This window comes from Desulfosporosinus fructosivorans, from assembly GCF_004766045.1.
GTDB classification, from domain to species: Bacteria; Bacillota; Desulfitobacteriia; order Desulfitobacteriales; family Desulfitobacteriaceae; genus Desulfosporosinus; species Desulfosporosinus fructosivorans.
Window position 1 is genome coordinate 364,764 of the sequence record NZ_SPQQ01000001.1, and the last position, 21,056, is coordinate 385,819.

Consider the following 21,056-nt stretch of genomic DNA (forward strand, 5'->3'; position numbering starts at 1 on the left):
TGTATGAGCTCAGCAAGAGTTATAGCACTATACCTGCCTCAATTTCATCCGGTGAAAGAGAATGATGAGATTTGGGGTAAAGGATTTACTGAATGGACAAATGTCGCAAAAGCACGTCCTCAATTTAAGGGGCATTATCAGCCGCAAATCCCGTCTGAATTAGGTTTTTATGATTTGAGGATGGAAGAAACTAGAGTGGCACAGGCAGAGCTTGCCAAACAATATGGCATTGAGGGCTTCTGTTATTGGCATTATTGGTTCGGAGATGGTAAGCGCATATTGGAGATGCCTTTTCAGAAGGTGGTAGAATCGCATAAACCAGATTTCCCATTTTGCCTTGCATGGGCCAATCATTCATGGTCAACTAAAACGTGGAATGATGCAAAAAAAACGGCTACAGATACTGAGTTTTTGACGCAGCAGTATTTAGGCGTTGAGGACTATACTGCGCATTTTAATGCAGTGCTACCGGCATTTCTAGATGATAGATATATCAGAGTCGAGGGGAAACCATTATTTGCAATATTTGACCACAATGCAATCCCTGCATCAGAGCTAATCAGTTTTATGGATGTTTGGAATCGTTTGGCCAAGAAAAATGGAATACCAGGAATTCATTTTGTTGCTCGTGTTGAGAGCGTTTCTCAATTGAGCGACTCAGATGCGAAAGAACGACTGAAAGGCAAGTATGCTGAATATTATGACCATTGTCTCCAAATGGGTTTTGACGCAGTATGGTCAAATAATATGAGACGGGCTGAAATACTTGCTAGAGGGTACAATAGAATGTGGCTGAAGCGTGCTTTGTACCATGGGCTGAAGCTTCGTATGACCGACCGCTATAAGTATAAGGACATAATAGAGAACTTTTATACTGAAGCTGACAAACAGGAACAAATCTATCCTATGATGGTTCCCAGATGGGATAAAACCCCTCGCCAAGGTAATCACGCAACAATTTATTATGATGGTACACCGGAGCTGTTTAAGCAACATGTAAAGGATGCAATCAGTGTCGTAAAAAATAAACAGCCTGAGCATCGAATCGTATTTTTGCAGGCATGGAATGAGTGGGGCGAAGGGAACTACATGGAGCCAGACATTCGGTTTGGAAGAGCCTACTTAGAGGCACTGAAAGAGGCATTGAGTGAGGAGTAATGATGACTATATGAAACCAAAAATATTAGTGGTTTTTCACAGCGCAAACATACAAAGCGGCGCAACAAGATCGCTGACAGATATAATGAATCACTTGATTTCAACGAAGAAGTATGATATCGAGGTCGTTTTTCCTGACTGTGCCGGAAGTGCTATAGATTACTATAAAAACAAGAATATTTGCGTTCACACATTTCAGTATGGCAAATTGATGCAGGACTTGACTCAATCCCACTTAAAGCGGGCAATTAAATTCCCATTTTTGTGTTTTAGATATCTTTGTATGAAAAATGAAGCCAGACGGACTGCAAAAGAACTGAAAAATCAAAACATTGATATGGTGTACTCAAATACAAGTAGCGTTGTATTTGGAGGATGGCTAGGTTTGAACCTCGGATGTAAACAGATATGGCATATTCGCGAATTCAGAGTTAAGGATCACCAGATTGAATTTTTCTTGGGTGAAGATTATTTAAAGCGTTTTATCAACAAATGTGCGGATGCCGTGCTATTTGTGTCACGCAGTGTTATGGATGATCATGTTGATTTGATTGACAAAAACAAAATGGCAGTGACATATAATAGCTATCCGGAAAGTTTTATTATGCCCAGAGACCGTTTTAACATGTCCAGAAAACTCTGCGTTTTAATTGCGGGGGATATTAAGCCAAGCAAAGGGCAGTTAGATGTGGTAATGGCTGTGGAATCCTTGCTATCAAGACATGCTAACTGTGACATTGAATTGCATTTGGCGGGCAGAAAAAGTAATAGTGATTATTATGAAAAGATTGTACAGTTTACTAAGGAAAAACAGCTTTCTGATAGAGTTATTCTCCACGGACTGGTAAATGATATGGCTTCGTTGCGTTCTCAAATGGACGTAGGAGTTATAGCTTCGACAAATGAAGCATTTGGCAGAACAACGATTGAGGGTATGCTGAGCATGATGGCGATGATCGGTCGTAACAGCGGAGGAACTACCGAACAGATTAAAGATTGTGAGACAGGCCTTTTGTATGATGGAACTGTGGAAGACTTAGCAGATAAAATCTTCTGTTTATATAAGAATAGAAGCGATATGAAAAGATATGCTCAGGCAGGATTTGAAAATAGTGTAGAACTACATACTAAGGGGAGATGCGCTCAAATCGCAGAAATTGCAATCGACAGAGTAGTACTCAATCAGTAAGAACTGGTGGTTGGGAAGGATGGGTAATCAAAGAAAATGAAGAACACACAAATACGAAATAGAGTAGAATTTCTTGATAGTACTCGTGCCTTATGTATACTTTGGATTATTGGATTTTGGCATATGGCTGAGTACGTTAAGTGGGATATCTCAGTTCCATTAACTGAAGGTGTTACGAACGGTGTGTTGGCTACATTTACTTTGATTTCTGGATATTTTCTGGGAGCGAAAAAGATTTCAGGAATAAAGGATGCTATGGCTTTCTATAAGAAACGGTTTCTTCGGTTCTATCCATTGTTTTTTATTTCAAGTACAGCCTTTTTGTTTATTTATCTTATTTGGGATATTCAATATATAGGAAGTGTCCAACAGTATTTGTTAACGCTCTTGGGCTTGTCCTGTATAATAACACCGGCTCCGCAAACAATTTGGTTTATCAGTATGCTTATTTTATTCTATGCCTTGACACCTGTTATTAATTCAGCAAAAGGCTGTTTAAAAAAGTTTCTATACTGCGTAACTATTTTTGCTGTGTTTCAGCTATTAGATTTATTCTTATTTGATGTAGATAACAGATTGTTGCTATTTTTTCCATTCTATTGCATAGGATTATTGATAGCTAATAAAGTTAAATTTACTGACAAGATAAATTATATATATGCTATTTTTTTGTTTATTTTGTTCATAGTGATAAGTTTATTTGAAAAACTAAACAGTCTGTATTTGGTCAAAGTTCTGATGGTCTGCGCATTTATCTTGTTTGCATTTGAATTGGGTAAAATGTGCAATAAAATCAGTTTCTGCAAAAAAACTTTGGAACGGATAAGTTACGCAAGTATGTGCGCTTATTTATTCCACAGGCAGATGTTTGGTCTGGTATATAAGCTGATTGGAGTTTTTCCGGTATGGGCGGCTTATTTGATTATTCTGCCACTATTGATGGTTGTTTCATACTGTGTTCAGTATACATATGACAAAATTGTGATTAGCTTCGAAGAATAGAAAAGCATTAAGGTTGGTAAAAAGGAGAAAGCGATATGAGCAAGCTAAGTGGTTATATCAAAAATCCGACAAGTTTGTTATAACGTTACAGGCACATAATGCACTTAACTGGGATGCCTTATAAGATGTACCTTAAGCTGGTATTTAGAGCCAGAGTCGGAAAAAGACTTGATTTAGGCAATCCAGGCTAAAAATGTATTATCGAGATCCAAGCCATACGGCGTTAGTGGACAAGCTTGAAGTAAGAAAATATGTCGAGAAAAGATAGGCGAACGATATTTGATTCACCTGTTAGGATGCGCAGGGGGGGGGCTTTAATGAAATTGATATAAGCAGTTTACCGGACGTTTGTAATAAAATGCACGCATGACAGTGGTGGGCTGATAGTGTTTAAAGATAAGTCAAACCTGTATTTAGTTGCAGCGCAACAAAAAATCGAATAATGTATGCTGAGAAATTTCTTCTTGTATGGTAGAGTGTGGCCATACAATGGAGTGAAACCGCGCATACTTAATCGAACAATACATGGTTGATGAATCTGGGACAGATTTAAAAGATTACAAATTTTTTTCTTTAATGGCACCCCAAAATTATGTTGGTTACATCCGAACGGAGCCGTGAGCCATGATACAAAGTTCGATTTTATTGACATGGATTTCAATCATCTGGACATAATCAATGGACACCCAAATTAAAAAATAGGATAGCAAAACCTGCAGGTTTTGAAGATGAAGAGGCTGGCTAGAGTGCTTTCTGCAGGAATGCCTCATATAAGAGTAGATTTTTAGAGTATAAATGGGAGAATTTACTTTGGAGAGTTGACTTTCTTCCATCATTGTGGTTTTGTCCCGTTCGTACCTGATGAATGCGATAGAATATTAGGAGAATGGCTTCAGCTTCCGAGTAAACAGAGAAGTGAGAGTATGAGAAAAAAGAAACTAGTGCTAAATACTGTAAGTTCTTTAATCAATCAAATTGCAATGGTAGTATGTGCGTTTATACTTCCGCGTCTTATATTGACAATGTTTGGGTCAACAGTAAATGGCCTGGTTTCTTCAATTACGCAATTTTTAACGGTAATTACATTATTAGAATTAGGTGTAGGAGCAGTTGTACAGTTATCATTGTATGGTCCGTTATCACGAAAAGAATCTCAGTTAGTGAGTGCAATAATGTCTTCAGCGGGGAAGTTTTTTCGTCGATTAGCGCAAGTGATGGCAATATATGTAATAGCTTTGTTGATAATATACCCGCTTTGTATCAACAAGCAATTTGGTTTCCTTTACACAGGCACGTTAATTCTGTCATTGTGTATTAGCTATTTTGCTCAGTATTATTTTGGATTAAAGAATCAACTGCTTGTTATTGCTGATCAAAGAGGATACATCCACTATAGTTTAAATACAGTTGTTTTGATACTGAATAATGTATTGGGTGCTTTGTTAATAATAAATGGATTCAGCATCCAGCTTGTAAAACTTACGACATCATTAACACTACTACTTAGACCTATCTGTCTTGAACTTTATGTTCAAAAACACTACAAAATTGACAAAAAGGTACAGTATGAAGGTGAGCCGATTAAACAAAAATGGAATGGTATAGCTCAGCATATTGCTACGGTCGTTCTAAACAGTACGGATACCATTGTACTTACTTTGTTTTCTACGCTGGCTAATGTGTCGATATATAATGTATACTACTTGGTGGTAAATGGCCTTAGAAATCTCGCCATTTCTCTCTCAAGTGGAATGCAGTCACTAATGGGGAATCTGATTGCAAAAAAAGAAAATGAACTATTAAATAGAATCTTTGATACATATGAGTCTTTATTTCATTTGATGGTTACTTTCGTCTTTGGGTGCGCTATGGTTCTAATTGTACCTTTTGTTCAGATTTACACCTATGACGTAAGTGATGCAAATTATGTGGTTCCTGCATTTGGCTATCTAATATGTTTAGCTAATATGGCATATTGTTTGAGAATGCCGTATAATGTTTTAGTTCTCGCAGCAGGTCATTACAAACAAACACAAAACAGCGCTTGGATGGAGATGACAATTAATATTGTAATTTCTGTTTTGGTTGTTGTAAAGTATGGACTTATCGGTGTTGCTGTAGGTACTTTGTGTGCTATGCTCTACAGGACGTTTTATATGGTTTGGTATCTTTCCAATAATATCATGCGCCGGAGTCCACTCAATTTTATCAAGCATATGCTTGTTGATGTCGTTTGTGTTATGCTGATGGTTTTTGTGGGCAATCTATTTATGCTGAAATCTTTTGGCTATTCTGCGTGGGTAATTTTGGCCTTAAAAAAAGGTGTTGTCAATATAACTATTTGCACTGTACTCAACGTGGTTTTCTTTAAGAAAAGTTTAATGGGTATACGAAATCTGTTTAGTAAAAAGCGGACAGAGTGTTGATGATGAGTAGTATTACATACATAAATGTTTACTATTAATAAAGATTTAAACAGATATTCCGATATTGGATAATGGGAGTGATAGATTGATGATTCAAAAAGTTTTTTCGATTACCTATCAATTGAGCAAAAGGCTTTATTTCAGACTCAGGTATAAGGATTCTTTTGTGTACGGTAAGATATTTCGTTTCAGAGACAAATTTAGAGTGAATATTACTTCTTCGGAGGGAAAAGTTGAAATTGGTGATAATGTTTTCTTCAATCATGATTGTTCACTTCATTCTCATTCAAGAATTAAAATTGGTGACTATTGTATGTTCGGTGAGAATGTCAAGATATACGATCATAATCATGTGTTTAAGGATTCAAATACTCCGATTGTTATGCAAGGGTTTTCTTCTGCGGAAGTCGAGATTGGAGATAATTGCTGGATAGGAAGCAACGTCATAATACTTAAAGGTGTTCATATTGGTCGGCATTCTGTTATAGGCGCAGGCTGTGTTATTTATAAGGATATTCCGTCAGAAACAAGTATTAAGTGCAAACAAGAATATATTATTGAGGTAATTGTCAAAAAATCTGCACATACCAATAAACATCAGGAATTGAGATAATCACCTCAAGACTATTTGAGAAGGAATTATCCATGACTCTCGAAGTGCAGTCCATCATCAGACGCCAGCAGGTAAACGATTATCGTGCTTCTGTCCAGACCGCCGCCGCATGGTGCCAGAAAACAACCTAAGAGGAACCCCGGGAACCTCGTGCCTGATAGTGCGGGTGTGCCAGGTCGTAAAATATAGTGGGTGGGAATCCCATCGGGTAAGGTAGACCAACCGCCAATAATTAGCCTCAGCATCTTCGACCTAAACAAACCCTTTAGTTATGTGATGTAAATGTAGTATGAGGAGCCGTGTGCGTTAGTTGCGCAAGCCCGGTTCTGAGAGGGTTTGTCACTGTAAAGTGCCATTCCACTCAACCCAAGTTATAACTTATAACTTATCAACTTATTGTTTAGTTTGTGAAAACTAGGTTTCGACAGTCTGTAGGTACAAGAATATATCAAAACCTTTGTATAAGAATAAAATCAAATACCCAAAATTTCTGATATAAAAGGAGAACAACTATGAATAATATCTTATTTAAAACACTATCCCCACAAACCCAAACTCCCAAGACTATACCTCACCCACTTAATATAGCCGTAGCAGGGACAGGCTACGTTGGCTTAGTCTCTGGCGTATGCATGGCCCACAGGGGACATCATGTAACTTGTGTCGATATTGATGTGAAGAAAGTAACAATGATGCAACAAGGCATTTCTCCCATATACGAACAGGACTTAGAAGAATTAATGCATCTTAATAAAGAAAGATTAACTTACACTACTGACTACAAATTAGCCTACAAGAATGCAGACGTAATCTTTATCGGAGTTGGAACCCCGGAACTGCCTGATGGTTCGGCGAACTTGGCTTACATAGCAACAGTCGCAAGACAGATCGCAGAAACCGTAGAAAGAGACTGTCTCGTTGTGGTGAAATCCACAGTCCCTGTAGGCACCAATGACAAGGTGGAGCAGTTTATTAAGGACTTTCTGCCAACAGACAGCGAGAATGAAATTCTAGGTAAGAATAGTAAGATAAAGATTGAGGTAGCAAGTAACCCAGAGTTCTTAGCTCAAGGTACTGCGGTGCGGGATACTTTAGAGGCAGCAAGAATTATCATCGGCACGGATAGTATCATCGCCAAGGAAACTTTGATAAAGGTTTATGAACCATTTGGCTTGCCCATCGTTTCAGTCTCAAGAAGGTCTGCTGAGATGATTAAATATGCTGCCAACGACTTCCTGGCTTTGAAAATATCCTATATGAACGACATCGCTAACCTTTGTGAATTAGTGGGCGCGGATATACAGGATGTTGCGAAGGGGATGGGGTTCGATGGCAGAATAGGGGATAAGTTCTTAAATGCCGGTATTGGTTATGGTGGCAGCTGCTTCCCGAAGGATACGAAAGCCTTGGATTACTTGGCTAAGCAAAATGGCTATGAGCTTAGGACGGTTAAGGCTGCTATTGCTGTGAATAAAGACCAGAAAGTACTTCTATATAAGAAGGCATGTAAGAGACTCATTACTTTTAATGGTTTGAAAGTGGCTGTGCTTGGATTGGCATTCAAGCCTGGAACAGACGATTTAAGAGAGGCTCCATCATTAGAGAATGTACCTCTGTTGTTAGCGCAAGGGGCAGATATTTATGCCTATGATCCGGTTGCGATGGATAACTTTAGGAAGATATTTCCTGAGACCGGTACAGAGAGTAAAGGAGAGCAGGGCAAGGGTAGTATTAAATACGTAGAGAGCGTGGAAGAAGCCATCCAAGGTGCTAACGTCTGTTTCGTCCTTACAGAATGGGGAGAAATTAAAGCTGTTAAACCGGAAGATTATAAGAGATTGATGCGAACACCATTGGTTTATGATGGAAGGAATATTTATGCTGTGGAAGATATGAAGGAAAGCGGAGTGGAATACTATTCTATTGGTAGAAAGAAATTTGTGGTTAGTCGGTAGACTGCGATGATTGAAGGGCTAACTATCTCAATAAAAGGAGACCAACTAACATGATTGAAGGATATCGAGAATTAGACCCCAATAAAACCTATTTGATCACTGGTGGTGCTGGATTCATCGGGTTTTTCTTGTCCAAGAAGCTGTTGGAGCAAGGATGCAGAGTCGTTGGAATTGATAATATGAACGACTATTATGATGTGAATTTAAAGTATAGCCGACTGAAACAGTTAGAAGGATATGACCACTATACCTTCATCCAAGGGGACATTTCTGACAAAGACACTGTCACGAACGTCTTTGAGGAGTATAAGCCAAACATTGTCATGAATCTGGCAGCTCAGGCTGGAGTTCGCTACAGTATTGAAAATCCTGATTCCTATATTCAGAGCAATATCATTGGATTTTACAATATTTTAGAGGCTTGTCGTCATAATCCCGTCGATCACTTAGTCTACGCCTCATCCAGTTCTGTCTACGGTGCCAATACGAAGGTACCCTTTTCTACGGATGATCAAGTGGACAATCCTGTTTCTCTGTATGCTGCCACTAAAAAATCAAATGAGTTGATGGCGCATACTTATAGTCAATTGTATGGCATACCTTGTACAGGTTTAAGATTCTTCACTGTATACGGTCCAATGGGAAGACCGGATATGGCCTATTTCGGTTTCACTCAGAAGATATTTAAGGGTGAGACAATCAACGTGTTTAACTTTGGGGACTGCTATAGAGATTTCACCTATATCGACGATATTGTCGAATCTGTGGCGCGGATATTGTGCAATCCACCAGCTAAGCGAGTGGATAAGGACAGTATCTTAAACGGGATACAATACGCAGTCTACAATATCGGAAACAATCAACCTGAGCAACTGATGGATTATATCGCTGCACTGGAAAAAGCTCTAAGTAATGCAGTCGGGAGAGAGATTGTTGCGGAGAAAGAGTTCCTTCCCATGCAGCCGGGTGATGTTAAGGCCACATATAGTGACAGTTCACCGTTGGAGAGAGATTTTGATTTTAAACCTAGCACGAGTATAGAAGAAGGGTTACAGAAATTCGCGGATTGGTATGTTGAGTATTATGGGGTGAAGTGAATGCATAATATGCTCTGTTCAAGATACGCTCAAGTTGAGCCAGTCTCGCTAAAACTACTCGGGGTAACGGCTCCCTACCGTTCACCGCTCCGCGAAGGTTCCTGGACCCTTTCTTTTCCAAACTTCCATTCAGATTCAGACTTTCGGATATGGCTTTTTCCTGTTTGTTCTGTTCAAGAGATAATCTGTACTTGTGCTGTGTAATTCTGCCAGTCGGATTAAAATTCCGGTTGGTAAATCCACCTCACCTCGTTCGTAATTGCTGTATATCCTTTGGCTGCAGTTGAGATATGCTGCAACCTGTGTCTGCGTCAGATCCTTGTCTTCCCTTAAATGTCTTATTCTTTCATACACCTGAAATCACCTCAAGTTAATTATAGTTTAGCGAATTATTCGCTATTGACTTTTAGCGAGAATATCGCTAAAATTATCTCGAATGGTGAATTGAAAATATCGGGGTGATGAACACTGGTAGATTATAAAGAAATGTATAGTATCCTATTTAACAAAATGACGGATATCATTGAAGAAATCCAGCAGATTCAGCGTCAAACTGAGGAAATGTACATACATAGCAAGGACAGGGAATTGATTCTTTTGCAGTCATATAAGGATTTAGAACAGCCAGAGAAGAAAGAATAATAATAAAATAGGTGCTCATTTTATTATGTCCGGTGATAGCTCAAAACTTAATGAGACTCAAATAGAAAACGATTAATACGGTTATAGAGTTTTATGGAGTTGCTCGGGCTCGGTATTCGCGTTGAAGGCACGAGAGATTTGTAATAAATTGCAGAAATATTAAGGAAATAAGAAAAATCTAGGAGAATCAACACATTAAAGTAATATTGTACAAAAATGGTAGACGACTAGTGCGACGGTATAGTATATTAAGATTAGATTGTGAGTTAATCGTAATTGATTGTGAAAAGGCAAACTAGCTGAAAGGTTGGGGCGCAAAGTTAGAAGTCTAAGGCGCTATATGGTGCTATGATGGTTCGGCTGCCAAGTAATTGGCAGTTTTTTTATTGTTTTTTTTAAGGGAGGAGTTGAACGAGTAATGCGTAGAATTCGTAAAGCGATAATTCCGGCGGCGGGGTTGGGAACCCGTTTTTTGCCAGCAACAAAGTCTCAACCCAAAGAGATGTTACCTATCGTAGATAAGCCAACTATCCAATATATTGTGGAAGAGGCCATTAATGCCGGAATTGAAGATATTGTTATTGTGACAGGGAGGAATAAGCGGTCCATTGAAGATCACTTTGATCGTTCCATGGAGCTTGAGACATTTTTGGAGAAAAATGAAAAAGAGGAACTGCTAGATTTGGTGCAGCATGTCGCGCGGATGGCTGATATTTATTACGTTCGGCAAAAGGAAGCGTTAGGTTTGGGACATGCGATCTATAGTGCCCGTAAATTTATCGGTAATGAACCATTTGCAGTTCTTTTAGGTGATGATGTTATTCATTCTGAAGTGCCTGCCATACTTCAAATGAAAAATCAATACGAACGTTATGGTGCGAGCATAGTAGGAGTTCAAGAAGTTCCACTCCAGGATACGTCCAAATACGGGATTGTGGATGGTGAAAAGTTTGCGGATCGGCTTTATCGTGCCAAGACTATGGTTGAGAAACCTCGTTCTGAAGAAGCCCCCGAAACTCGCCTAGCCATAATGGGCCGGTATATCCTGAATCCGGAGATTTTTGATATCTTGAGAGTCCTGCCAGCGGGTAAAGGTGGGGAGATTCAGCTCACGGATGGAATTAAGGAACTTGGACGGTATCAGGAAATCCTGGCCTATGAATTCGAAGGGCGGAGGTATGACGTCGGAGACAAATTAGGCTTTGTAGAAGCAATCATCGAATATGCCTTGCGCCGAGGAGATCTTTCAGAGGATCTTAAGAATTATCTGAGAGCGTTGGTTCAGAAAATAGAATTTGAAGATAAATACTTAGCATAAGGGTTCATGCTCGGGGATACATCTTGTCCCTTGAAAGGCACCGGTATTAATCCCGATGACTTATCTAATTGAAGTGCTTTCGAATGGGGGTCCAAATGGTGCATCGATGCACCATTTGACCTACACCTAGGCGCTCATCCTTCTGGGGATCTCGAACAGCTCGCTGTCGCTCACCTCGTATGGGTTAGGATTATAAGGCATCGGTTTAATAATCCCGATGCCTTAATGCCTAATGAGCTTCCCAAAACGGTAGTTTAGGTGATAGGTTGATCATAGAGATCGTCTGTTGTCGTATTGACAATTTTGACGTCTCGTTTGGAAATGAGGTCACCACCGGAAGTAAGGAAAATATTCTTCGCGATGATTTGATCCATGACAGCTTCGACTTGGGCAGCTGTCAAATCAGTCTTAGGGTTTGCTAAAGTTATTGTCACTGCGTTCCCTAAGGCGTTGTTAAAGGTCATTCTTAAGACCTTCCTCGTTACGCTGGCCATTGGTCATCCCTCCTTTCTATTGTTCATTCACAAGCCTAGCCCTAATCACTAGCCAAGTCGACGCGATTGTCTCTTCGCACTCCCCTGAGTGGGTATTCCTGAAGCTCATAAATGGCAACGGCTATATTATAAATATCTTCGTCTGTAGCGATCAATTTCACATTGGGGAAACTACGTTGACTTAGTTTGGCTGAGCCTTGTGGGGTCACACCAGTTTCAAAGGTGACAACCAGCACACTGTCTTTATTACTGGCTATAACGGCCATATGCTCACCTCCTTTCTTGAAGATTGGACAATGGTTGTCCTAAGTTTAGTATATTGGCTGGACTTGATTTTTGTGACAGCTTGGACAAATCTGGGGTCTCCCTCCCCCTTGATCCAGAGTCCGATGGATTCAGAAGGGTTGTATATAGTCTGGATTTGCTTCTACTATGGTTTTACTGTTGGGAAGCATCTTTCTCCAAATCGCATTTTTTTATGGGTAAATAACCCTCACGCTTGTCTGGGGCTCGGCATATCCTATAATGGTAACTGAAAAGACATTCCGAAAAAAGGATGGGCAGACGGTATGAGGATGATTTCCAACAGGACGCCTGAGCAAATTGCGTACGAGGAAGAGAGCCCAAATGTTGCATCGATGCAACATTTGAACTACACCCAAGGGCTTATCCTTTTTGGGATCCCGGTAGAGGACCGGGATCAATTTATAGCGGACAATGATGTTGGGAACATGAGCCATTTTTTTGACAGCTTGGACAAATCTAGGGTGTGAAGTATAAAATGAAAAAAATTTTCAAATGGTGCATCGATGCACCATTTGAACTATACCCAAGGGCTCATCCTTTTTAGGATTCCGGTTGAGGACCGGGATCAATTTATAGCGGACAAGGCAAGCGCAGAGTGGAAAAAATCCGGCAATTTAAAGGAGTTCGCCCTATTGCGGGCGAATTTTTCATTGAGTGAATTAATTGGGTTGCGCGATAAGGGAGGGGTTCCCATTTTTAATCGAGGGCAAATAAAAGAATCTCTTTTGACAAGCATACGTAATAATACCCCTATTATCGGGGTGGCAGTCGGTTCTGGGCTTTCAGCGAAACAAGCGGCTGAAGGAGGGGCGGACTTTTTGCTTGTCTTAAATGCTGGGCGCTTTCGGACGATTGGTATTTCCTCTACGGGATGTATGATGCCCTTTGGCAATAGTAATGACATTGTTATGAAATTCGGGGTGGAAGAGGTTCTGCCCAGGGTCATTGAAAAGCCTGTCATCTTTGGTTTTTGTGCCACTGATCCTATGGTGGATCAGAGTGTCCTCATAGAACGGATTATCAAGAAGGGTTTTCATGGGGTTAATAATTTCCCCACAGTTGGCTTGATTGACGGCCAGTTCCGGGAGGCTCTGGAAGAGAACAATTTTGGCTTTGACCAAGAAGTGGAGTTTATGAAGAAGGCGATCAGTCGCGGACTTTTTACGATTGCCTTTGTGTTTAATGAGGAGCAGGCAGAAAAGATGGCTGAAGTCGATGTCGATGTTATTTGCGCCCATTTGGGTTGGACTGTGGGGGGGAAACAAAGTGTTAAGCCCAGGACGACCTTGGAAGAGGGGGTAAAGTACGCGAATCGAATCTTTGAGGCTGCCAATCGGGTCAATCCTGGTGTGTTAAACATGGTTTATGGGGGACCTATCAAAACTCCTCAAGATGCTAGCTTCTTCTATCAAAATTCCAGTGCGGTTGGGTATATCGGGGGTTCCAGTTTCGAAAAGTTTCCGACGGAAACGGCGATCAAGGAGACGACGGATAACTTTAAGAATTATGTACGCCTGATGAAGGAAAATGAAATTCTCAAGAAGGAACTGATTAAGAAAAAGGGTTTTGATGAGATTGTTGGCCAGAGCAGAGTGATGCAGGACATTTATGACATCATCAATAAGGTGGCTGACAAAGATATCAATGTTTTAGTTCATGGGGAAAGCGGAACAGGTAAAGAACTTGTGGTCCGGGCAATCCATTTCAATAGCCTGCGCTATAAAGGACCTTTTATTAAGGTTAATTGTGCTGCTTTAACGGAGAGCATCTTAGAAAGTGAACTCTTTGGGCATGAAAAAGGGGCGTTCACCGGTGCGCATCAACAAAGGATGGGACGCTTTGAACTGGCTAACCACGGTACTTTGTTGCTTGATGAAATCGGGGAAATGAGTCATAAGACCCAGGCCAAACTCTTGAGAGCCATTCAGGAGCAGGAGATCCAGAGGGTTGGGGGCAATAAGACTATCAAAGTCGATGTGCGGATTATTTGTGCCACCAATGTCGATATTCAAAAGTATGTGAGCGACGGGAGACTGCGGGAAGATCTCTATTATCGGATCAATGTGATTTCGATTAACACTCCACCTCTGCGTGAGCATAAAGAGGATATTGCGTTGCTCGTGCATCACTTTCTGAAGAGAATCGAGGAGAAGTTTCAAAAGAAGATTACTAGAATGACCCCTGCGGCCTTGGATTGTCTGATGCAATATGATTGGCCGGGAAACATCAGGGAACTTGAACATACTTTAGAGCGGGCTGCTGTGCTTTGCGACGGGGAAGTGATTGGCATCCCTGATTTACCGGTGTTGATCCAGAACGTTAATTCGGAGCAGGAGCTGGTTTTTACCGAAGGACAGATGACCCAATTTACCAATGTCAATCTAGAGATCATGGAGCGCCAGTTAGTGATTGATGCCTTAGAAAAATTTGATTGGCACCGAACCAAGGCGTCTCAGTACTTAGGAATAACCCGCAGAACCTTATATAACAAAATGATGCGCTATAAAATTCTCTAAATTCTGGCGATTGGGAAGATATCTTCTCAATCGCCTTAGTATTGAGCAAGGATTTTCTCAAAGGAGGGGAACGCTGGGAAAGTGGGTTCCCATTTTTCAGAATATATCGCCTATTCGGCCTTGGCATGGTTCTTGCACTAGGTAAAGTAAAAGGTGCAAAGGAGGGATAATTTAGAATGACAGCTGGCAAGGTTGTAATTATCGGTACTCTTGACACCAAGGGAGTGGAACTTCAGTACATAAAGGAGATTGTGGAAGGCAGCGGACTACAAACCATCGTCATCAATGCCGGAATTATCGGGAAGCCTTATTTTGAACCTGATATTTCCAACGTCTCTGTGGCTGAAGCGGCTGGAACGACCCTGATGGAATTGATCGAGCAAGGGGACAGGGGCCAAGCGATCGATGTGATGATGAAGGGTTCTGCCGAGATAGTGCGACAGCTTTTCCAAGCGGGCCAAGTCGGTGGCATGATCAGTGTCGGCGGATCAGCCGGGACCACGGTTGGGTGCTATGCGATGCAGGTTTTACCCGTAGGGGTGCCCAAGATTATGGTCTCAACCGTGGCTTCTGGAGATACCAGCCCTTATGTGGGAGTTAAGGACATTACCATGATGTATTCTGTGGTTGATATTTCAGGCCTTAACCGGCTTTCCCGGACGATTCTGGCGAACGCAGCGTTTGGGATTTCTGGAATGGTCAAAGGAAGCCAGAGTACTCAGACTCAGGCCGCAGAGAAGACGTTGCTGGGTGCAACGATGTTTGGAGTTACCACCGCTTGCGTTACCAAGGCCAGAGAGTATCTGGAAGAGCGTGGGTATGAGGTTTTGGTCTTCCATGCCACAGGATCAGGCGGCAGAGCTATGGAAAGCTTGATAGAATCTGGTTATATCAAAGGGGTTTTGGACATCACCACGACGGAATGGTGCGATGAGCTGGTGGGAGGAATTTTCGCGGCAGGACCGCTGCGCCTTGAAGCAGCTGGAAAGGCTGGGATACCCCAGGTTGTGTCTGTTGGTGCTCTAGATATGGTTAACTTTGGTTCGTTGGATTCTGTTCCTGGGAAGTTCAAGGGGCGTCGTCTCTATCAACATAACCCCACGATTACCTTGATGCGCACGACAGTGGAGGAAAACCGGGAACTTGGGAAAATCATTGCCCATAAACTGAATCAGACTCTTGGGCCAACCGCCTTGTTCCTACCCTTAAAGGGGGTTTCGGCGATTGATCAGGAAGGACAGCCCTTCTATGGTCCGGAGGAAGATGAGGCTCTCTTCCAGACCTTGCGGGAAGAGCTTAATCCAGTGCGGGTCAGCTTAGTGGAAATGAATAAGAATATCAATGATCAAGAATTTGCAGTTGCCATGGCAGAAAAGTTGATACAAATGCTCGAAGCAAAGGAGAATTAGAAATGACAATTTCCAGGAATGAAATACTTTCTAGGTTAAAAGCGCAAGTGGCTCAGGGAAAAGCGATTGTTGGTGCTGGTGCAGGAACGGGGCTTTCGGCTAAAAGCGCGGAAGCGGGTGGAGTTGACCTCATTATTATCTATAATTCCGGACGATACCGGATGGCTGGCCGTGGTTCTTTAGCAGGCCTGATGCCTTATGGGGATGCCAATCTGATTGTTGTGGATATGGCAAGTGAGGTTTTACCAGTTGTCAAGAACACGCCTGTGCTGGCTGGAGTGTGCGGTACAGACCCCTTCCGCTTAATCGATGTCTTCCTGAAGGAACTCAAAGATATGGGCTTTTCGGGAGTACAGAACTTCCCTTCAGTGGGCTTAATCGATGGCTTGTTCCGCACGAATTTAGAAGAAACTGGCATGGGTTATGACCTTGAGGTAGAGATGATTCGCAAAGCCCATGAACTTGATTTGTTGACAACCCCTTATGTCTTTAATGTCGAGGAAGCTGAGAAAATGGCTAGAGCAGGGGCCGATATTTTAGTGGCCCATATGGGGCTGACAACGAAAGGGGCCATCGGAGCAAAGACTGCCTTGACCTTAGATGATTGCGTTGAGAAAATTCAAGCCATTCACGATGCAGGTAAAGCGGTGAATCCCGATATCATGGTCATCTGTCATGGCGGACCGATCTCCGAACCGGATGATGCTAATTATGTACTGCAAAGAACAAAAGGGGTTGTTGGTTTCTTTGGTGCTTCCAGTATCGAGCGTCTCCCAACTGAAACCGCGATCAAAAATCAAGTGTTGGATTTTAAGAAGCTTGAACTGCGTCAGTAGTTGAAGTGGAACTATTAGAGTAAAAATGATCGAGGAGGAATTGCAGAATGAAGAAGAAATTGGGGTCTGTGTTACTCGTAGCCTCGTTAATCCTGAGCTTAACCGTGGTGGGCTGCTCCTCACCTAAACCTGCTGCTACACCTGCCACACCTACGGGTGAGCCAATCGGGATTGGGGTGGTTGGCCCGATGACTGGTTGGGCTACAGTCTATGGCGAAAATGTTGTTCAAGGGGTTCAGTTAGCCTTAGATGAAGTAGGCGGAAAGTATAAGGATCGCCCGATTAAGCTGTACATTGAAGATACCAAGGCAGAAGTTGAAGTCATGGTTACCAAATTAGACAGCTTAAAACAACGGGATAAAGTCAATATCATCATTGGGCCATCGTTGGGGCATGAAGGGGACGCTGCACCTGGTTGGGCAAAGAAAAACCTGGATGTTCTGATGATGCCTGGTTACGCCGCCCCCCAAGATATGACTATGAGAGATCGTACTCCTAATATTATCCGGGCTGGCTGGACGGCTGATCAGGTCATCTTTAACTTTGGTCAGTTCGTCGCTAAGGACCTTAAGTACAAAAAAGTGATCGTGGTTGGGCAGGACTATGCTTATCCATGGGGCCAGGCTGCCGGCTTTAAACGTGGTTTCTTAGAAAATGGTGGACAAGAGGTTAAGACGATTTGGCATCCGGTGGAAATGTTGGATTTTAGTTCGATGATGGGCCAGCTTCAAACCATGGCTAAAGATTATGATGCTGTGATGTATAACGGGGGCGGTGCCCAGGTTATTGCCTTCTGGAAGCAATGGGAACAGTATGGCATGGGCAAACTCTATCCCCAATTATTAGGTGGAGCCAATATTCCAGATGTTCCGATTCTTACGGAAGTATCCGAGAGCTTTGAAGGTCTCTACTCTTCCATGCACTATGCCGATGGCATGGATCTCCCGGCTAACAAGAAGTTCAAGGAAGACTTCCAAAAGAAATTCAATAAACAAGCGGATGCTATCGCCCTTCAAGGGTATGACACCATGAAAGTTATCCTCAAAGGCTTAGAGGCCACAGAGGGTAAGACGGAGGATATTGCTGCGTTAGAAAAAGCCATCTTGGCTGTTAAAGTGACTGATTCACCGCGCGGACACTTCTACTTCGATGAGTACGGCCAGGCTGTGCAGGATATCTATATCAAGCAAGTTAAGAAAGTCGATGGTAAACTCGCCAATGTTGTAGTTAAGACTTATAAAGATGTGACGCAATTTGGACCTTACGAGAGCATTAAGGATAAATATATGTCCATGCCTCCAGATGGTCGGGATTATCCGTCGGGCAACCTAAGTGAGTATACAGCTGATATCACTAAATATCTCGGGCAAAGCTATGTCGATGATTTAAAGAAAAATGGTGGTTGGAAATAGGAACTAAGTAATTGTGAAGGGGAGCAAATCTTTGCTCCCCCAAGAAATCCCGAGAGGGGAGGGTTTGCATGTTTTTATCAACTTTTTTCAATGGATTAACCCTCGCAGCACTCTTATTTATCATGGCTATTGGCCTTAACCTGTCCTTCGGTCTTTTGCGGGTTGTCAACCTTTCTCACGGAGCCTTTTATTTGTTTGGGGGATATATTGGCCTAAGTGTGCTTAAATCTACAGGCCACTGGTGGTTAGGGGTATTATGCGGAGCCCTTGTTGCGGGCGGGATCGCTGCCATTGAGGAAATCTTCTTCTTAAGGCGTGTGCGGGGTAAATCGACACTAGAGACCTTAATCACACTCTCTATGGCTATTATTATTTCTGATCTGATCGTCGTGATTTGGGGTGGCAACCCCAAGATGATTGCAATTCCCAAGGCTTTGAAAGGGTTTGTGAGCCTGTTTACCGTCAATGTTCCAATTTATAACTTATTTCTCCTAACGTTTGCCTGTGTGATCGGGCTTGGCTTGTGGTTGCTAATTAATAAAACTAAGATGGGAATGATTATCCGTGCCGGGGTTGACAATTTCGAGATGGTGTCAGCTCTGGGAATCAATATACGCCTTGTCTTTACGCTTGTATTTTCCTTGGCTGGCTTTATGGCAGGAATGGCAGGGGTCATTGGGGGAACGTTTCTGATGGTAGCCCCGGGTGAGGACTGGCGCATCTTGACCTATACCCTCCTGATTATCATTATCGGGGGGATGGGAAGCTTTGGGGGGACGATCATTGGTTCGATTATCATCGGCTTGATCTTTAGTTTCGGCAGTGTGTATGTCCCTCAATTTTCCCTATTTCTCATGTTTGCCCCTGTTGCTTTGACCTTGGTTATTAGGCCGAAGGGCTTATTCGGGAGGACATTATGAGAAAGAACTATAAGCTTTGGGCCCTAATAATCAGCATTCTTCTCTTAGCCGCAATCCCTCTGGTTGTGGATCAGTTTTTTATCACGATGCTGATCAGAATTATGTACTTCGGTTTACTTTCTGTGGCCTTTACCTTCTTGGCCGGACAATTGGGATTGTTTTCTCTGATGGTTCCCGTCTTTATGGGAATTTCCGCCTATACAATTGCCATTCTCGAATCCAAGGAAATCTTGCTGTTTCCCTATTCCGTCCTTGTCGCCTTAGGCATTATTTTAGCCTTTGCGGCCTTGGCTGGATTCCTGGTCAATCGCTCTAAAGAAGTCTATTTTCTAATGCTCACCCTAGTTTTGGGTCAACTCGTTTGGGCTATCGTCTTGCAATGGGTTAGCCTGACCAAAGGAACGAATGGGATTTCTGGTATTGAGGTACCCCATTTATGGGGTTTAGGACAGGGGTCGAATGTCGGATTCTATTATTATACTCTGGCTGTTTTTAGTTTGGTTGTCTTAGGGCTCACAGCCATAATGAGGTCTTCGTTTGGCCTGAAGCTGCGCGGCATTAGGGAAAGCGAGTCGCGGATGATCATGCTTGGCTACAATGTGGCCTTATTAAAGTGGGCAGCCTTTATGATTTCTAGTTTCATAGCCGGACTGGCAGGAATCTTCTACGTTTATTACTCAGGCTTGATTAACCCGGATTCAATCAGCCTTAACTCAGCGAACCAAGTCATGATTGCTTCGATTTTTGGTGGAGTAAACAGTATTATTGGGGCAATTCTAGGCACCGGGATTATTAAGACTCTGGAGATTGTGTTAAGTGGCAGCACCCAACGTTATTTGCTGATTATCGGAATCTTATTCTTAGTGGTCATTATGTTTGCCCCCAAAGGGGTCATCGACATTATGGAGCGCGTGATGAATAAGCTTTGGAAAGGAAGTCCTTATGACAAAAGAAGGTAAACCAGCCTTAACAGTTCGCAGCCTCTCCAAGTCATTTGGAGGAGTCAAAGCGATTGATAACGTTTCTTTGACCTTAGATGCAGGGTGCAGTCGGGTTCTGATCGGTCCTAACGGAGCGGGGAAGACCACTCTTTTCAATCTGATTACCGGAGAAATCCCTATGGATGAGGGGGAAATCTACCTGTTTGGGGTGGATATTAGTCAAGCAAAGATTCAGAAGAGGAGTGAGCTGGGGTTAACTCGGACTTACCAAATTTCTAACTTATTTAAAGAACTGACGGTTGAGGAAAATCTCTATCTCTCGTTAAAAGATAAACAGTGGAATTCCCAAGGGGATTTCTCAAGTCTCTGGACGTCATGGATGAAGTCGTATAAACGAGTGCAACGGATCGAGGAAGTCTTAGCCAGTGTTGGTTTAGAGGGTAAACGCCAAACTCTCGTGAGTAGTTTGGCCCACGGTGAACAGCGGCAACTGGAGTTGGGTATGGCTATCTCCTCTAATCCCAGAATAATCTTCTTTGATGAACCGATGGCAGGGTTGTCCCCGAACGAAAGGGTTTTCATGGGCAAGTTGATCCGGAAATTAGCGGCGGAAAAGATCATCTTAGTCATCGAGCATGATATGGATTTTGCTTTAAGTTTGACCGATGATGTGACAGTACTGGATCATGGCAGGGTGATCGCGGAAGGGCGACCTGAGGAGATCAAGTCGAATCCAGAGGTCAAGAAGATTTACAAGTTGGGCTGAGACGTTTTTAGGTTGCTTGTAGTTGTTCGTAGTTGCTTGTAGCTGATTTTGTTTGA

The 21,056-nt window shown here is 42.3% G+C and carries 20 protein-coding genes and 1 riboswitch; of the genes, 17 read left to right on the forward strand and 3 right to left on the reverse strand.

Annotated features, from left to right (window positions below; genetic code table 11):
- Window positions 1-3 precede the first annotated feature (3 nt).
- From E4K67_RS01710 to E4K67_RS01740, 7 genes are all read left to right on the forward strand, one after another.
- On the forward strand, window positions 4-1,158 hold the full coding sequence (locus tag E4K67_RS01710) for a glycosyltransferase WbsX family protein (RefSeq protein ID WP_135544675.1): 1,155 nt from the start codon (window positions 4-6) through the stop codon (window positions 1,156-1,158).
- A 10-nt stretch (window positions 1,159-1,168) separates the two neighbouring features.
- Window positions 1,169-2,347 (forward strand): glycosyltransferase family 4 protein, encoded by a 1,179-nt coding sequence (locus E4K67_RS01715; RefSeq protein ID WP_206752169.1) that lies wholly within the window; start codon window positions 1,169-1,171, stop codon window positions 2,345-2,347.
- 36 nt (window positions 2,348-2,383) lie between these two features.
- Entirely contained in the window at window positions 2,384-3,349 is a 966-nt protein-coding gene (locus tag E4K67_RS01720; protein WP_135544677.1) for an acyltransferase family protein, read from the forward strand.
- A gap of 923 nt (window positions 3,350-4,272) precedes the next feature.
- Window positions 4,273-5,775 carry a lipopolysaccharide biosynthesis protein gene (locus E4K67_RS01725; RefSeq protein WP_135544678.1) on the forward strand — a complete coding sequence of 501 codons (1,503 nt, stop codon included), beginning with the start codon at window positions 4,273-4,275 and terminating at the stop codon, window positions 5,773-5,775.
- A gap of 88 nt (window positions 5,776-5,863) precedes the next feature.
- On the forward strand, window positions 5,864-6,388 hold the full coding sequence (locus E4K67_RS01730) for an acyltransferase (RefSeq protein WP_135544679.1): 525 nt from the start codon (window positions 5,864-5,866) through the stop codon (window positions 6,386-6,388).
- A 512-nt stretch (window positions 6,389-6,900) separates the two neighbouring features.
- Window positions 6,901-8,343, forward strand: coding sequence for a UDP-glucose dehydrogenase family protein (locus tag E4K67_RS01735; protein ID WP_135544680.1), 1,443 nt, complete (start codon window positions 6,901-6,903; stop codon window positions 8,341-8,343).
- A gap of 50 nt (window positions 8,344-8,393) precedes the next feature.
- Entirely contained in the window at window positions 8,394-9,440 is a 1,047-nt protein-coding gene (locus E4K67_RS01740) for an SDR family NAD(P)-dependent oxidoreductase (protein WP_135544681.1), read from the forward strand.
- 135 nt (window positions 9,441-9,575) lie between these two features.
- Here E4K67_RS01740 and E4K67_RS01745 read toward each other — a convergent pair whose 3' ends face one another.
- A complete protein-coding gene (locus E4K67_RS01745) occupies window positions 9,576-9,794 on the reverse strand; it encodes a helix-turn-helix domain-containing protein (RefSeq protein ID WP_135544682.1) in 219 nt (72 codons plus the stop codon).
- A gap of 132 nt (window positions 9,795-9,926) precedes the next feature.
- On the opposite strand from E4K67_RS01745, the gene E4K67_RS30370 reads away from it, so the two are divergent.
- Window positions 9,927-10,082, forward strand: a complete 156-nt coding sequence (locus E4K67_RS30370) for a hypothetical protein (RefSeq protein ID WP_206752170.1) — start codon at window positions 9,927-9,929, stop codon at window positions 10,080-10,082.
- 279 nt (window positions 10,083-10,361) lie between these two features.
- A riboswitch (cyclic di-GMP riboswitch) is annotated at window positions 10,362-10,450 on the forward strand.
- Between the two features lie 50 nt (window positions 10,451-10,500).
- Complete coding sequence (galU, locus tag E4K67_RS01750; RefSeq protein ID WP_135544683.1) at window positions 10,501-11,400, forward strand: UTP--glucose-1-phosphate uridylyltransferase GalU; 900 nt, start codon at window positions 10,501-10,503, stop codon at window positions 11,398-11,400.
- 254 nt (window positions 11,401-11,654) lie between these two features.
- Here the strand turns inward: galU and E4K67_RS01755 are convergent, their stop codons facing one another.
- Window positions 11,655-11,894: a DUF2922 domain-containing protein gene (locus E4K67_RS01755; protein WP_135544684.1), complete on the reverse strand. Its 240-nt coding sequence runs from the start codon at window positions 11,892-11,894 to the stop codon at window positions 11,655-11,657.
- Between the two features lie 41 nt (window positions 11,895-11,935).
- Window positions 11,936-12,160: a DUF1659 domain-containing protein gene (locus tag E4K67_RS01760; protein WP_135544685.1), complete on the reverse strand. Its 225-nt coding sequence runs from the start codon at window positions 12,158-12,160 to the stop codon at window positions 11,936-11,938.
- Between the two features lie 303 nt (window positions 12,161-12,463).
- Between E4K67_RS01760 and E4K67_RS30450 the strand changes: the two genes are divergently transcribed.
- The 8 genes from E4K67_RS30450 (at window position 12,464) to E4K67_RS01800 (ending at window position 21,000) form a co-directional block, all read left to right on the forward strand.
- The gene (locus E4K67_RS30450) at window positions 12,464-12,667 is read left to right on the forward strand and encodes a DUF3102 domain-containing protein (RefSeq protein ID WP_243454297.1); all 204 of its coding nucleotides are present in this window, start codon (window positions 12,464-12,466) and stop codon (window positions 12,665-12,667) included.
- Window positions 12,668-12,703: 36 nt separating this feature from the next.
- Window positions 12,704-14,716: a phosphoenolpyruvate hydrolase family protein gene (locus tag E4K67_RS01770; protein WP_135545145.1), complete on the forward strand. Its 2,013-nt coding sequence runs from the start codon at window positions 12,704-12,706 to the stop codon at window positions 14,714-14,716.
- Between the two features lie 176 nt (window positions 14,717-14,892).
- Entirely contained in the window at window positions 14,893-16,125 is a 1,233-nt protein-coding gene (locus tag E4K67_RS01775; protein WP_135544686.1) for a Tm-1-like ATP-binding domain-containing protein, read from the forward strand.
- Window positions 16,126-16,127: 2 nt separating this feature from the next.
- Window positions 16,128-16,961, forward strand: coding sequence for a phosphoenolpyruvate hydrolase family protein (locus E4K67_RS01780; protein ID WP_135544687.1), 834 nt, complete (start codon window positions 16,128-16,130; stop codon window positions 16,959-16,961).
- Between the two features lie 47 nt (window positions 16,962-17,008).
- Window positions 17,009-18,373 carry an ABC transporter substrate-binding protein gene (locus tag E4K67_RS01785; protein ID WP_135544688.1) on the forward strand — a complete coding sequence of 455 codons (1,365 nt, stop codon included), beginning with the start codon at window positions 17,009-17,011 and terminating at the stop codon, window positions 18,371-18,373.
- A 68-nt stretch (window positions 18,374-18,441) separates the two neighbouring features.
- Window positions 18,442-19,293 (forward strand): branched-chain amino acid ABC transporter permease, encoded by an 852-nt coding sequence (locus tag E4K67_RS01790; protein WP_135544689.1) that lies wholly within the window; start codon window positions 18,442-18,444, stop codon window positions 19,291-19,293.
- Entirely contained in the window at window positions 19,290-20,252 is a 963-nt protein-coding gene (locus E4K67_RS01795; protein WP_135544690.1) for a branched-chain amino acid ABC transporter permease, read from the forward strand. Before E4K67_RS01790 ends, E4K67_RS01795 begins: the two co-directional genes overlap by 4 nt.
- Window positions 20,236-21,000: an ABC transporter ATP-binding protein gene (locus E4K67_RS01800; RefSeq protein WP_135544691.1), complete on the forward strand. Its 765-nt coding sequence runs from the start codon at window positions 20,236-20,238 to the stop codon at window positions 20,998-21,000. Before E4K67_RS01795 ends, E4K67_RS01800 begins: the two co-directional genes overlap by 17 nt.
- Window positions 21,001-21,056 lie beyond the last annotated feature (56 nt).

Bases quoted from the DNA above. Each gene is read 5' to 3' on its own strand.
- E4K67_RS01715 (WP_206752169.1), top strand. From the start codon at position 1,169: ATGAAACCAAAAATATTAGTGGTTTTTCACAGCGCAAACATACAAAGC.
- E4K67_RS01710 (WP_135544675.1), top strand. From the start codon at position 4: ATGAGCTCAGCAAGAGTTATAGCACTATACCTGCCTCAATTTCATCCG.
- E4K67_RS30450 (WP_243454297.1), top strand. From the start codon at position 12,464: ATGAGGATGATTTCCAACAGGACGCCTGAGCAAATTGCGTACGAGGAA.
- E4K67_RS01740 (WP_135544681.1), top strand. From the start codon at position 8,394: ATGATTGAAGGATATCGAGAATTAGACCCCAATAAAACCTATTTGATC.
- E4K67_RS01785 (WP_135544688.1), top strand. From the start codon at position 17,009: ATGAAGAAGAAATTGGGGTCTGTGTTACTCGTAGCCTCGTTAATCCTG.
- E4K67_RS01800 (WP_135544691.1), top strand. From the start codon at position 20,236: ATGACAAAAGAAGGTAAACCAGCCTTAACAGTTCGCAGCCTCTCCAAG.
- E4K67_RS01770 (WP_135545145.1), top strand. From the start codon at position 12,704: ATGCACCATTTGAACTATACCCAAGGGCTCATCCTTTTTAGGATTCCG.
- E4K67_RS01760 (WP_135544685.1), bottom strand. From the start codon at position 12,160: ATGGCCGTTATAGCCAGTAATAAAGACAGTGTGCTGGTTGTCACCTTT.
- E4K67_RS01795 (WP_135544690.1), top strand. From the start codon at position 19,290: ATGAGAAAGAACTATAAGCTTTGGGCCCTAATAATCAGCATTCTTCTC.
- E4K67_RS01720 (WP_135544677.1), top strand. From the start codon at position 2,384: ATGAAGAACACACAAATACGAAATAGAGTAGAATTTCTTGATAGTACT.
- E4K67_RS01790 (WP_135544689.1), top strand. From the start codon at position 18,442: ATGTTTTTATCAACTTTTTTCAATGGATTAACCCTCGCAGCACTCTTA.
- E4K67_RS01735 (WP_135544680.1), top strand. From the start codon at position 6,901: ATGAATAATATCTTATTTAAAACACTATCCCCACAAACCCAAACTCCC.
- E4K67_RS01755 (WP_135544684.1), bottom strand. From the start codon at position 11,894: ATGGCCAGCGTAACGAGGAAGGTCTTAAGAATGACCTTTAACAACGCC.
- galU (WP_135544683.1), top strand. From the start codon at position 10,501: ATGCGTAGAATTCGTAAAGCGATAATTCCGGCGGCGGGGTTGGGAACC.
- E4K67_RS30370 (WP_206752170.1), top strand. From the start codon at position 9,927: ATGTATAGTATCCTATTTAACAAAATGACGGATATCATTGAAGAAATC.
- E4K67_RS01775 (WP_135544686.1), top strand. From the start codon at position 14,893: ATGACAGCTGGCAAGGTTGTAATTATCGGTACTCTTGACACCAAGGGA.
- E4K67_RS01780 (WP_135544687.1), top strand. From the start codon at position 16,128: ATGACAATTTCCAGGAATGAAATACTTTCTAGGTTAAAAGCGCAAGTG.
- E4K67_RS01730 (WP_135544679.1), top strand. From the start codon at position 5,864: ATGATTCAAAAAGTTTTTTCGATTACCTATCAATTGAGCAAAAGGCTT.
- E4K67_RS01725 (WP_135544678.1), top strand. From the start codon at position 4,273: ATGAGAAAAAAGAAACTAGTGCTAAATACTGTAAGTTCTTTAATCAAT.